This is a genomic window from Gemmatimonas sp., from assembly GCF_046594945.1.
In the GTDB taxonomy this organism is placed as follows: domain Bacteria; phylum Gemmatimonadota; class Gemmatimonadetes; order Gemmatimonadales; family Gemmatimonadaceae; genus Gemmatimonas.
Genome location: NZ_JBKJRB010000152.1, coordinates 24,006 through 35,877, shown reverse-complemented (window position 1 = coordinate 35,877; position 11,872 = coordinate 24,006). Strand labels below are relative to the sequence as shown.

The 11,872-nt window shown below is 64.9% G+C and carries 11 protein-coding genes; 3 read left to right on the top strand and 8 right to left on the bottom strand.

Annotated elements, in window-relative coordinates; all coding sequences use genetic code 11:
* Positions 1-270: 270 nt before the first annotated feature.
* Together ACLL97_RS18135 and ACLL97_RS18130 are read right to left on the bottom strand one after the other, a co-directional pair.
* Complete coding sequence (locus tag ACLL97_RS18135; protein ID WP_411281888.1) at positions 271-1,584, bottom strand: 3-deoxy-D-manno-octulosonic acid transferase; 1,314 nt, start codon at positions 1,582-1,584, stop codon at positions 271-273.
* 32 nt (positions 1,585-1,616) lie between these two features.
* Positions 1,617-2,393: a DsbA family protein gene (locus tag ACLL97_RS18130; RefSeq protein WP_411281887.1), complete on the bottom strand. Its 777-nt coding sequence runs from the start codon at positions 2,391-2,393 to the stop codon at positions 1,617-1,619.
* A gap of 143 nt (positions 2,394-2,536) precedes the next feature.
* Here ACLL97_RS18130 and ACLL97_RS18125 point away from each other — a divergent pair, with 143 nt between their 5' ends.
* The 3 genes from ACLL97_RS18125 to ACLL97_RS18115 are packed head-to-tail and all read left to right on the top strand — an operon-like array spanning position 2,537 to position 4,862.
* A complete protein-coding gene (locus ACLL97_RS18125; RefSeq protein WP_411281886.1) occupies positions 2,537-3,442 on the top strand; it encodes a TPM domain-containing protein in 906 nt (301 codons plus the stop codon).
* 8 nt (positions 3,443-3,450) lie between these two features.
* The gene (locus ACLL97_RS18120) at positions 3,451-4,206 is read left to right on the top strand and encodes a hypothetical protein (protein ID WP_411281885.1); all 756 of its coding nucleotides are present in this window, start codon (positions 3,451-3,453) and stop codon (positions 4,204-4,206) included.
* Positions 4,203-4,862, top strand: a complete 660-nt coding sequence (locus ACLL97_RS18115) for a LemA family protein (RefSeq protein ID WP_411281884.1) — start codon at positions 4,203-4,205, stop codon at positions 4,860-4,862. Before ACLL97_RS18120 ends, ACLL97_RS18115 begins: the two co-directional genes overlap by 4 nt.
* Before the next feature lie 15 nt (positions 4,863-4,877).
* On the opposite strand, the gene ACLL97_RS18110 is transcribed toward ACLL97_RS18115, so the two are convergent.
* From ACLL97_RS18110 to ACLL97_RS18085, 6 genes are all read right to left on the bottom strand, one after another.
* Complete coding sequence (locus ACLL97_RS18110) at positions 4,878-5,834, bottom strand: PilW family protein (RefSeq protein ID WP_411281883.1); 957 nt, start codon at positions 5,832-5,834, stop codon at positions 4,878-4,880.
* Positions 5,834-6,268: a prepilin-type N-terminal cleavage/methylation domain-containing protein gene (locus ACLL97_RS18105; RefSeq protein WP_411281882.1), complete on the bottom strand. Its 435-nt coding sequence runs from the start codon at positions 6,266-6,268 to the stop codon at positions 5,834-5,836. Before ACLL97_RS18105 ends, ACLL97_RS18110 begins: the two co-directional genes overlap by 1 nt.
* Positions 6,265-6,894 carry a prepilin-type N-terminal cleavage/methylation domain-containing protein gene (locus ACLL97_RS18100; protein WP_411281881.1) on the bottom strand — a complete coding sequence of 210 codons (630 nt, stop codon included), beginning with the start codon at positions 6,892-6,894 and terminating at the stop codon, positions 6,265-6,267. Before ACLL97_RS18100 ends, ACLL97_RS18105 begins: the two co-directional genes overlap by 4 nt.
* Before the next feature lie 8 nt (positions 6,895-6,902).
* Positions 6,903-8,807 (bottom strand): hypothetical protein, encoded by a 1,905-nt coding sequence (locus tag ACLL97_RS18095; RefSeq protein WP_411281880.1) that lies wholly within the window; start codon positions 8,805-8,807, stop codon positions 6,903-6,905.
* Between the two features lie 162 nt (positions 8,808-8,969).
* On the bottom strand, positions 8,970-10,559 hold the full coding sequence (locus ACLL97_RS18090; protein WP_411281879.1) for a methionine--tRNA ligase: 1,590 nt from the start codon (positions 10,557-10,559) through the stop codon (positions 8,970-8,972).
* Between the two features lie 7 nt (positions 10,560-10,566).
* Positions 10,567-11,871 (bottom strand): stage 0 sporulation family protein, encoded by a 1,305-nt coding sequence (locus ACLL97_RS18085; RefSeq protein ID WP_411281878.1) that lies wholly within the window; start codon positions 11,869-11,871, stop codon positions 10,567-10,569.
* Position 11,872: the final 1 nt, after the last annotated feature.

Below are 11,872 nucleotides of genomic sequence, written 5' to 3'. Positions count from 1 at the left end.
AAAACGGAAGCCGCCGTGCAGTTCGGCGACCGCACCCCTTGGGGCGCCATCGTGATCTACACGCGCGCCAGCGGCGACAAGTATTGAGCGGGCTGGAGCCGGTTCCTGGGTGTGCTTCCAAACAGGCTGGCCCCTGCTGAGCATGGGCTGGTTCACGGGATGCTCGCGTGCCTTCGCGTGCCTTCGCGTGCCTTCGCGGCCTTCGCGTCAACCCGCGATGCCGGTCTCGCGCACGGATACCGCTGCATGCCCATTGCCGCACACGCGCGTCTAAATCTGCTCTCGCAACAACCGCTGAACCAGGCGAACCGAGCGCGCCGTGGCACCGAGCTCCGACTGCACGAGCGCCCGGGCCGCCTCACCTGCCGTCGCACGGGCGTTCGACGTGAAGAGCCATGCCCTGAGACCCGACTCCAATGCCTCCGCGTCAGCCACCACGCGAGCGCCGCCGACGTTGAGCAGCAGGCCGGCTTCGCGGCTCATGTGGTGGCCGGGACCGAACAGTACCGGTGCGCCGAACGCGGCCGGTTCGATCACCGAGTGTAAGCCGGCGGCGTGAAAGCCGCCGCCCACGAAGGCGACGTCGGCGAGTGCGTAGAGATCGCCGAGGACGCCGATGCGATCCACGACGATCACGTCGCTGGCGGCGGCTGGGCGATCTGTTTCGGCCGCGGACAGGGTGGTGAACGACACATTCGCGCGGCGTGCCCATTCGAAAATGGGGGCGAGATGCGCGTGGGTCGGTTCGTGCGGCGCGATCAGAAGTCGAGGCCGCGCCGCCGCGTCGCTATCGTGGGCGCCGGCGCGCACGAGGCGCGCAAAGGCGCCGAGGAGCACTGCTTCGTCGGCGGCCCAGGTGGAGCCAGCTACCAGTGTGGGGCGAGTGCTGGCCAACGCCTGCAGCATGGGCTGTGCGCGATCCACTGCTTCGGCTCGGGCCCATACCTGGTCGAAGCGCGTGTCACCGGTTACCTCGAGCACGTCGCGGCGAACACCAAGATCAATGAGACGCGAGCCGTTCTCCTCGTCGATCGCGCCGACGCCGGCGAGCGCGCGGTACGCGTCGCGAACCAGCCGGCGTGACCATGCCCCGGATCGTCCCGATCGGGCCGCCAGGGTGGCGCTGAGGAGCGCCACGGGGATGTTCCGCGCCGTCGCGCGCTCCACGAGTATTGGCCACACGTCGAGCTTCACGAACACCAGCGCCGTAGGCTGCAGCGCGTCCAGCATCGCGTCGGCTTCGCGACGTCCGTCGAAGGGCAAATAGTCCGTGATATCCGCGCCGATCGACGGTGCGAACGACTCGGCGCTGGGCGAGAAAAACGTGTAGGCCAGCTGTAGGTCGGGATGCAGCGCGCGCAGCCGATGCGCGACCGGACGGGCCTGCAGCCCTTCACCCACCGACGGGGCGTGCATCCACACCAGCGGACGGGCCGGCGATCGCACCGCGCGGGCGGCGGTGGCGACCCGCTCCAGCAATCCACGGCGGGCGGCCAGCGACCGCCACAGCTTCGACCCGCGCACCGGTGCCACATGACTCGCCACCTGGAATGCCACCTCGGTGGCCACGCGGGCGGCCAGCACTCCCGCCCCGTATGCCGAGCGGGCCAGCCGGTTCAGCGCGTCCTCCTCGACTTCGCGACCGCCAGCGCCGTATCGATCGCCTTTCGGAAATCCGCGTACGGCAACGCACCCTGGACCAGGAAGTCGCCCACCAGGAACGACGGCGTGGATTGCACGCGTGCCTGCGACGCCTGCCGCTCATCGTTCTCGACCAGCATCCGGATCGCGTCGGACTTCCGGCATCGGGTAAACGACGGCAGATCGATCGAGAGCTCACGGGCGATCGTTTCCAGCTTCGTCGTGGGATTGTCGATTGGCTGAAACGCCCGCTGCTCGCGGAATAACACGTCGGCGTACTCCCAAAACTTGCCCTGCACGGCAGCGCACATCGACGCCTCCGCTTGCGCCCGAGCGTGGCGGTGATTCGACAGGGGCAGATGCAGGTACGCCATGCGCACCTTGCCGGGTTCGATGTAATCGCGCTTGAGATTGACCATCGACGAGTCGTGCCACTGTTTGCAATACGGACACTGGAAGTCGCTGATCATCACGACCCACAGCGCATTCTCGCGCCCCATCAAGCGGCCCCGGTCGGCGCGCTGAATCGTGATCGAGTCGGCCACGGTATCATTCGCGGCCCCGGGCCGCGCGGCCCCCGTGGTCTGCAACACCGCCGGTGAAGTGGCAACCGACGGCGTACCGCGCGGCTCGCCACTCATACTTGCCGTTGAGCTCGGCAGTTTGCCAGCGTCGGCCCGCTCACATGCGGTCAGCGCACTGAGGCAGAGCAGGAGCGCTGTGACGCGGAAAGCAGAGCGGGGTCGGGACATGAAAGTCTGGATCGGGAGGGTGCCGTGAGCATACAGCCCGTTGAAATCTAATGAGTTCAGAGACGTCGGCACTGCACATGCAATGCTGAACCCGCGTGACACTGAATCCCTGCGGCGACCGTAGAGGCTGTATCTTTCACCCCGTGCGCACCTTCGTGGTTCAAACCGACAACCGTCCTCCCGCCGCCCGGTACATGTGGCGCGCGCGGTACCTGATGATGTGGCTCCTCGCGGCGGTCGTTGCCGTCGGGGGATCGCCAGAACGTATATGGGCGCAGGTCTCCGCCCCTGGGCAGCCGTTGCCGGCGCCGGTTGGCTATGTCAACGACTTCGCCAACGTGCTGCAGCCCGACGCAGCGGCTCGCCTCGACGATCTCGCCAAGCGCGTGAACGCGGCGACTCGCGGCGACATGGTCGTCGTCACCCTTCCCTCGCTCGGCGGACGTCCGGTCGAAGAAGTGTCGCTCCGGCTTGGCCGTGAGTGGAAGGTCGGTGCCGACGCGGCCATCGGTGATCAGGCGCGCAACGCCGGGGTGATCATTCTGCTGGTGCCCAAGGAAACGTCCGACGACGGTCGCGGGTACTGCCGCATCGAGACCGGGCAGGGCACCGAGGGCTTCATCACCGACGCCATGTCGGGAGCCATTTGTCGTGAGCAAACGCCGCTCTTCCGCGCGCAGGACTACTCGGGTGCCCTCGAGCGAATCGCGACCGATGTGGCCGGACGGTATGCCGCCAACTTCGGCGTCACGCTCGATGGCGTGCCGCCCCCGCAGCAGCGTCGGCGACCGCCGTCGCAGGGCATTCCGCCGTTCATGGTGGTGCTGGCGCTGGTGATCCTGTTGTCGCTGCTCAGCTCATTCGGTGGGCGACGACGACGTGGGTGCGGCGGGTGTATCCCCATCCCGATACCCGGACCGTCGTCGGGTGGCTGGCATAGCGGTGGCGGATTCGGTGGCGGCTTCGGCGGCGGCGGGGGAGGCGGTGGGTTCGGTGGATTCGGCGGTGGCGGCGGATTCAGTGGCGGTGGTGGCGGCTCCAACTGGTGAACAGATCCATGGCACGTGCTTCGATGTCTCTCGATGATCTTGTCCAGCAACTTCGCCAGGTTCACGGTGAGTCGCTGAAGGCGGTGGTGCTGTACGGATCGGCGGCGAGTGGTGAGCAGGTTGTCGGGCATTCCGATTTCAACGTGCTCGTAATCGTTTCGTCGATCGATGTGGTGCAGATGCGCAGCCTCGGGCAGACGATGCGCGCCTGGCAGGAAGCGGGCAATCCCCCGGTCCTCGTGCTCACCGAGCAGGAGTGGCTGCGCTCGGCTGACATTTTCCCGATGGAGTATGCCGACATCCTCGAACGACATCGGTTGCTGCACGGCACGCTCGCGCTGACCGAGCTGGTGGTCGATCAGCAGCATCTGCGTTTGCAAACGGAACAGGAAGCGATGGGCAAGTTGTTGCGGCTTCGGCGTGGCGTGATGGTTGCCGGTACCGACGCGGCGCGCCAAACCGATCTGCTGCGCTCCAGCTATAGCGCGCTGCTCGTGATCTTTCGCGCTGTGCTACGCTTGCATGGGGTCAAACCCGAACGCGACGCGATGCGCGTAATTCAGGATGTGGCCGCGCGATGCGGTTTCGATGCCGCGCCGTTCACATCGGTATCGGCGTTGGTGCGCGGATCGGCCTTGTCGAACGGCGAAGTGGAAACCGTGCTGGCGGGGTATGTACGCAGCATGGACGTCCTCGTCGAATATCTCGATCGATTCACGCCGCCCCCGGCGGCACCGGAAGTCAATTCCCCAGTCCCCTCATGAGGAGCCCCATGGTCACCACGCAGCGCTCGCGACGTCCGTCTAGTCCGTTCTCTTGGTCTCGCCTCGCCTCACGTGCGCGTTCACGTGCGCGCGTCGTCGCGGTCGCCCTCGCATTGCCGCTCGGCATGAATGCTTGCGGCTACAACACGATTCAGTCGTACGACGAACAGGCCGCGCAGGCCAAGCAGAATATCGATGCGCAGTTGCAACGACGCGCCGACCTGATTCCGAATCTCGTGAGTACCGTGAAGGGATTTGCCGCCCAGGAAAGCGAAGTGCTGACCGCCGTCACCCAGGCGCGGGCAGGGCTCGTGGGCGCGTTGCAGAAGCCGGGCGGTTCTGATCCGGCCGAACTGGCCAATGCCAATCAGCAACTCACGACGTCGCTGAGCCGGCTTGCGGTGACCGTCGAGGCGTACCCGGAGCTCAAGTCGAACGAGAACTTCCTGAGGTTACAGGATGAACTTACGGGTACGGAGAATCGTGTCGCCGTTTCGCGCACTGATTACAACGGGGCCGTACGCCTGTACAACGAGTACATCCGCAAGTTTCCGGCGGTCATGACCGCCAAGGTCACCGGCGCCAAGCCGCGTACCTATTTCGAAGTGACCGATGCCGCCTCGCGCGCGGCGCCGACCGTGGACTTCAAGAAGTAATCGCAGGTCGCCCCGCTACATCCGGTTCTTCTCGTAGAGCAGGTTGCGTGGGGCGACACGCCACTCGTACCACCGGTCGACCGGCTTTCCCTTGTTCACGGCCGGGTCGCTGCGGTCGCTGCGGATTTTCGCCCGGATGCGGACGCCGATCACGTCGTTGCCGTCGTTCGTGGTGTCGGCGTCGAGCCCATCGTACGTCGGATGCTCGGCGCCTGACGTGAACACCAGTCGGCTTTGGAACACTTGCACCCCGGCGGCCACCACGTCGCCCTGCGGTTCGCCGGTCGACGCAAGTCGGTCAGCGCGCATCAGCTGCTTCGTGGAGGGCACGCGCCAATACATCACGGCATTCAGTCGCTGAATGGTGGTGCCCGATCGCGCCAACAACAGATCGTCGAGACCGGCGTCGCGATTCACCAGTCGTCTGGTCGGCAGGAACCGGATGCGGAACACGTTGGTCGATTGATCGGCGACGCTGGTGAGCAACAAGAGACGCCGCGTGGTGCCAACCTGTAGCCGCACCAGGTCACCCGCTTTGAGTGTGTAGGCTCCGTTGACCTTCTTGAAATCGATGCAGGTCGCGCCGCAGGTCCCACCGGGTGGATAGTTCGGCAGGGTGTCGCCGTCGTCGAAGATCGGATACACCGGCGCTTCCTGCGGGTCGAATGGCACGGACAACACCGATACCGTGTCGCCGAGCGAACCCAGTGCCGAGAACACCGGCGTGCCGACCATGGCGATCCCCGCTTCCTGCACATCGCGGGCGATCGACAGTCCTACAAAGCGCGCGCTGCGATCAACGCCTTCGCGCACGGTCCATGAACGACGGGTCTGCCAGCTGCTCAGGGAGAATGCCGTGGCCGACGCGATCACCACCATGCCGATCGTCATGGAGATCAGCACCTCGGCCAGCGTGAAGCCGCGTCGCGCGCCGCGCGCGATCGCAACGGGTGCAGTTCGGGATCTGCGCATTACTTCGCTCCGGAGAGGCCGTTGCCGCGGAACAGCAATGTCGTGAGCAGCACAGGAGACTGTGCGCGCGGATAGTCCACTTTCACGTCGATCTTGACAAGATTCTGTCGTGTCTCGGTGACGATCATCGTGCGGACGTACGGACCGTCTGCCTCTGGCGTCCCTTCCGCGCCGAGCCGAATGGGGGCCTCCGTCTGCACGAGCCACGGGTCACGCGTGCGCACCTGCTCGAGATACGCCCGTGCGATCGCGATCGCATTCGTACGGTTCTGCGCCAGCGTCTGCAGCGTGATCGTGCTGGCGTTGGCGCTGGCCAGTGACGACAGACCGACTGCCAGCAGAATGATGGCGACGATCATTGACACGAGGGTGAAGCCACGACGCAGCGCGCGTGCGCGGTGCGCGGTACGGCGATGGGTGGGAGTCGGTTTCATTGCCATCCTCCGTTCTGATGATAGGTCCAGAAGCGTACGTTCCCCGACGGCGTGATCTGAACGGCCACGACGGCATACGGGTCGTTGTCGTTCGCCAGATACACGACGCCGCGCGCTCCCATCGGCATGGTCAGTCCACGTGCGTCGAATTCGATACGCTCATTCGAGAGTCCGATGCCGCCACTGGTGGCGTCATCGGGAATCGGGCCGGCCGAGCCGCGGCTGAACGACAGGCGAATTGGGAGTTCACGCACGCCGAACCCGCGCAGCGCCTGCCACTCCGCCGCCGTTTCGGTGATGACGCCGTCTCCGTTGTCATCGAGGTAGCCGCCGTACTTTCGCAAGGTGCCGTTGAACGCCACCCGCACCTGTTCGCGTGTGGAGAGCGCACGAGTGCGCGCGATATCGATGTCTTGCGCCAGCTGGATACCCGCCAGCTGGACCTCGGTTTTCTCGGAGATGCGGAACTTGGGCAGCATCACGGCCATCATGATGCCCACGATCATCACGACGGCGAGCAGTTCGATGATGGTGAAGCCGCGGCGAACGCGAACGCGTTCTCGACTGAGCGTGGTGCGTGACATCCGGTTCCCGGGGAAGCCCCGATAGTTCAGTGAATCGATCATCGTCGACGTCAATACAACGGACGGAAGGCCGTTTGCAGCACGGTGCCGACCGATGGCGTGCCCGGTGGAAGGCGTTCAGGGAAGCGGAAGTTCACGTCGAAGCTCCACTGCCGGGTGGGCGCCGAGTAGTAGGCGCCATTCCCGTATCCAACGTTGCTGGAGTTGCCCCAGAGACCGAACACGAAGCGGCTCCGGTAGAGCGACACCAGCGAGCCTTTGTACATGAAGGTCACACCGCCCCAATTTTCGAGGAAGCGCGGGAAGTTTTCGAGCCCGCCTCCGTACGCCGCGACGCCGCAGCCAGCCCGAGCATAGTCGCACGGCGTCGCGGAGTGTCCGGCCAACAGCGCGGCATTCACGGTCGTCGCGCGCGCGACGCGCTGCACGAACGCGGTCTGCAGGGTGTCGCACCATCCGGCCTGCGCACTGCATCGCGTGGTGAGTCCCGACGGCGTCTGCGCCATCGCCGGATTGGGCGGGTTCGACAGGAAGGTGATGGCGTCGCCCATGATCGCGGCCGGGCGCCAGATCGTCGTGTTGTAGTCGCCCAGCACGTACATCGGGCGCTCCGTCACCATGGTGAGGCCGCCCGTATCGGCGGCGATACCCGGCTTGGGCAACTGCGCGCCCTGACGGAGCCGCACGGCTACAAGATCCCGATTCGAGTTACCGCCGACATTCGTGAAGTTGATGTAGATGATGCGTGGTGCGCGCGCCGCCTGCGAGGCGTCGCTCCAGATGCGCAGCGAGTCCATGTGGATGTCGAGCAGGTCTGGACGGAGATCTTCGCGGCCCTCGTAGAACGCATTGCGTCGCGGCTTGAAGATCCTGGCGCAAGAGGCGGCGTCGGGCATCTGCAAGCCGCCGGATCGCTCTTGGACCATGAACGCGGTGCAGAGCTGGGACTTCATGGTGTTGGTGTCCACCACGTCGAACACCGCCGCGTTGACGGTGATGTACCAATCCGACTTCCACGCCATCTTCACGTCTTGCACCATGGGACTGTCGCCCGCGCTGCGCGGCTGCACCAACGTGACCGGCGGTACGTTGGCCGGCAATGGGAGCTTGAGCGAGCGCACGCCATGGGCCTTCGACATCAAACGTCCGTTGAAGCGCTGTTCGCTGCGCGTTTTGAACGCCGGCTCCGACAGACTGCGCGAATCGAAGTCCAGCTGTACGGCGGTCCCCGCCACATTGTTGATGCGGACACCACTCAGTCGGTTGTTGGTATCCTTGCGGTTCCAGAACACGCTGTCCGGCGTCGTGAGATTGCTCTGGAACGTGGCGCTATTCGACGACAGATACAGGTTGCCGTTGGTGTGCACCCATCCGGCGAATGTCATCGGTGCGCCAGGAAGTATCTCGAGGTCGTCTTCGTAGAACACGCCGAACTGGAAGAGCGGAATCGTCTGCGCGTTCACCGACAGCACGGCGGTTGCCTTGCTGCCCGAGGTATCGCGCGCGGTGACGGTGATGTCGATCGGCTGATTCAGCGAGTACAGCCCGGAGAATGGTCCGGCCGTGATCGTTCTGGATTCCGGGACACCGGTCGTCGACGTGCTCTGCGTCATGCGAAAGCCGGTGATCTGCGGCTTCGTGATCGACGCGATGTCCTCGCCGTTGATGATGCCGTCCTGCATCGCGGCATCGAGTTGCGACATGATGTCGTCCGCGCCACCCTCGGCCGCGTACGACGCCCGGGCACCTCGGTAGTCGGCAGTGGACGTGCGGGCGATGGTCGTGACCGCCGACAGGCCGGCGAGCACGATGATCGAGAACATCACGAGCATGAGCAGCACGACCTCGAGCGCGAAGCCACGCCGCGGGCGGCCGAACCGCCGACGGCTGGCGTTTGCGCCCGCGACGAGCGAACGCGTTGGCAGCCGTGGCTGCGAAATCTGGGAGCACGTCATGGCACTTCCTCTGGCTTAGGATCGGTACGCCAGATGAAGTACGATTCATCCATCATGAAAGTAATTTCACGAATGGTCTCAAGTCGAACACCGAACGACTCACACCGACTTTTGTGACGCCCGGAGCCGGGGCCGCCACGAAAACACCGCTCGCGTGACGGTCTATTGGGACTTCAAAGACGCCGGAGGAGCGGCGTGAGGCGATGCTGGAGGAACGGTCGGCGGGGCCGGACGCGGGAACACGCCCTCGCCTTTTTGCACGCGCCATCCGGCCGGTTCGAGCGTGGCCAATTCATCGATTCGCTGCGCGGAAGCGGACCCGGGTGCGCCGAGTTGGGTCCACACCGCTTCGACTTTGGTGGGCATGAACGGCGCGAGGAGCACGGTTTGTCGCGCGATCCGACGGATCAGGGAGGCGAGAACTTGCTCCAGTTCTGTGAGGCGTGCCGGATCCTTGGCCACCGCCCATGGCGTGGTCGCCGCTGTGTACTCGTTCGCTCGCGCCGTCATGCGCGACACTGCCGCCAGCCCCTCGTGCAGGAGCCAGCCGCGCGAGCCGTTCATGCCGGCGTGATAGGCGGCCACATCGCCGTCGTCGTCGAGCTCCGCATCGGGGCGGGGCGCCGTGGGCACCACGCCGTCGAAGTACTTCTCCACCATCGCGATCGCGCGGCTCGCGAGATTACCGAACGCATTCGCGAGGTCACTCGTGTACCGCTCTTCGAAGCGCTCCCACGAGAAATTTCCGTCGCTGTCGAACGGCACTTCACGCAGCAACACGTAACGGAACGCGTCGGCACCGTAGCGGTCGATCGCTTCGCCAAGATCAAGCTTCACGCCGGCACTTTTTGAAAAGCGCTCACCGCCGAGCTGCACAAATCCATGCGCCCACACCTGCTTCGGCAACGGAAGCCCAGCAGCTTCGAGCATCGCCGGCCAGATCACGACGTGAAAGCGCGTGATGTCCTTGCCGATGATGTGCAGGTCGGCCGGCCAACGCTGCGCATAGCCCGTATCGGGGAAGCCGGTTGCCGTGAGATAATTGGGCAGCGCGTCAAACCACACATACGTGCCCTGTGTTTCGCCGTTGGACAGCACGAGCGGAAATGGCACGGCCCAGTCGAGTCGGGCGCGCGACGCCGAGATGTCGTCGAGTCCCTGCGCGAGCAGTCCGAGAATTTCGTTGCGACGGCTCTCCGGTTCGATGAACGACGGATTGGTGGCCAGCAGATTCTGCAGGAAGCCCTGATACTTCGACAACCGGAAGAACCAGTTGCGCTCTTCGACTTCTTCCAGCGTGCGCGTGGGATGCAGCACGCACTTTCCGTCGACGATGTCGCCGTCCTGTTTGAACGCTTCACAGCCCACGCAATACATGCCGGTGTAGGAGCGCTCATAGAAATCATCGGGATTCCGCTCGGCGATCATCCGGATCAGGGCCTGCACACCGGCCTTGTGATGCGATTCGGTGGTGCGGATGAACTGGTCATACGAAATGCCGAGTCGGGCCCAGATCGCCTGAAAGCGAGCCGCAATTTCATCGGTGAAGGCCTGCGGTGCCACGCCATCCTTGGCCGCCGTCTGCTGCACCTTCTGACCATGCTCGTCCATGCCGATCAACAAGTGCACGTCGTCGCCGCACTGGCGACGATAGCGCGCGATCACATCGGCGCCGATCTTTTCCAGCGCGTGTCCAAGGTGCGGATCGCCATTCGCGTAATCGATGGCGGTGGTCAGATAAAATCGCGGCACGTCCGGCTTACTCCTCGTTGTCATCGCCGACATCGGCGTCATCCGCATCGTCGCCGCCGTCCGGCGGCATTGGCGACCCGTCCTGTTCGGACTGGCGTCGCTGTTCCGCCGCCCTGAGACGCCGTCCGCCACGACGCCCACGGCGCCGCTTGCGACGGGTCGCGTCGCCGGCGGGGTCGTCAGCGTCGTCGGCCTCACTTGGCGCACTGGCCGCCGGCTGCTCCGACGCCGGCATGCTCACATCGACGGCCACCACGAACTCGACGGTGGGCTCGGGTACGACCGTCGGCACGACCGCCGGTTCTCGCGTGGAGTCGGGTGCGGGCACGTCCATCGCGACGGCCAACGGCGCGATCTCGGTCTCGACTGTGTCCAGCATCGCATGCACGGCCGCGTCGACCGGATACTCGGTGGCGTAGGATGGCGCGTCGTCGTGTGCCTCTCCGTATGCCTCTCCGGGTGCGTGATCGGTCGGCTGCTCGAGCCCTTCCAATTCGCTGCGCAGATCAGCGAGCGAAATCACCCGACTGTCGCCTTCTGCGGTGCGCAGCGTAATGCGCTCGTTGAAGATGTCGCAGGCGATCACCTTCTCCTCACCGAGCGATGTGGTCAGGATCTTCCCTTCTTTTGGAAATTTGCGGCGGCTCAGCACGTAGAACTCGTGCTCGTATCGTAGACAGCACATCAGACGTCCGCACGCACCGGAAATTTGCTGCGGATTGAGAGACAACTTCTGGTCCTTTGCCACGCCCAGGTTCACTGGGCGCAGATCGGGGAGCCACGAGGCCGAGCAATACTCGCGTCCGCAGCGTCCAACACCGGAGAGTCGCTTTGCCTCGTCGCGGACGCCGATCTGCTTCAGCTCGATGCGTGTGCGGAACAGCGCAGCGAGATCGCGCACGAGGCCGCGAAAGTCGACCCGACGCTCGGCCGTGAAGAAAATCGTGAGTTTGCGGCGATCCCACTGCCACTCGGCGTCCGTCAGCTTCATCACGAGATGGTTGGCCTTCACACGCTCCATCGACTTGCGCCGCGTGTCCTCATTCTCGGCCGTCAGCTCGCGATCGAGCTGCTCGTCGGCCTTGGTGGCGAAACGGAGCGCGGCGCGCGGCGGCGGGGTCGTCCCACACCCGTGGGCGCAGCCATTGCAGCGAACCTCGGCCAGTTCACCGGTGGAGTGCACACGACCAAAATCCTCACCCCGGTCAACTTCGACGATCACCCCCGCCTTGAGTGGGGGTGCCGTCTCGCCTGTCCAGGTGAAGAATTCCTTCCGGTTGCCGCGAAACGCGACTTCGATCAGATGCGCCACG

Excerpts from the sequence above, each read along its gene's own strand:
- ACLL97_RS18130 (WP_411281887.1), bottom strand. The coding sequence starts at position 2,393 with ATGTCCCGACCCCGCTCTGCTTTCCGCGTCACAGCGCTCCTGCTCTGC.
- ACLL97_RS18120 (WP_411281885.1), top strand. The coding sequence starts at position 3,451 with ATGGCACGTGCTTCGATGTCTCTCGATGATCTTGTCCAGCAACTTCGC.
- ACLL97_RS18115 (WP_411281884.1), top strand. The coding sequence starts at position 4,203 with ATGAGGAGCCCCATGGTCACCACGCAGCGCTCGCGACGTCCGTCTAGT.
- ACLL97_RS18110 (WP_411281883.1), bottom strand. The coding sequence starts at position 5,834 with ATGCGCAGATCCCGAACTGCACCCGTTGCGATCGCGCGCGGCGCGCGA.
- ACLL97_RS18105 (WP_411281882.1), bottom strand. The coding sequence starts at position 6,268 with ATGAAACCGACTCCCACCCATCGCCGTACCGCGCACCGCGCACGCGCG.
- ACLL97_RS18100 (WP_411281881.1), bottom strand. The coding sequence starts at position 6,894 with ATGATCGATTCACTGAACTATCGGGGCTTCCCCGGGAACCGGATGTCA.
- ACLL97_RS18095 (WP_411281880.1), bottom strand. The coding sequence starts at position 8,807 with ATGACGTGCTCCCAGATTTCGCAGCCACGGCTGCCAACGCGTTCGCTC.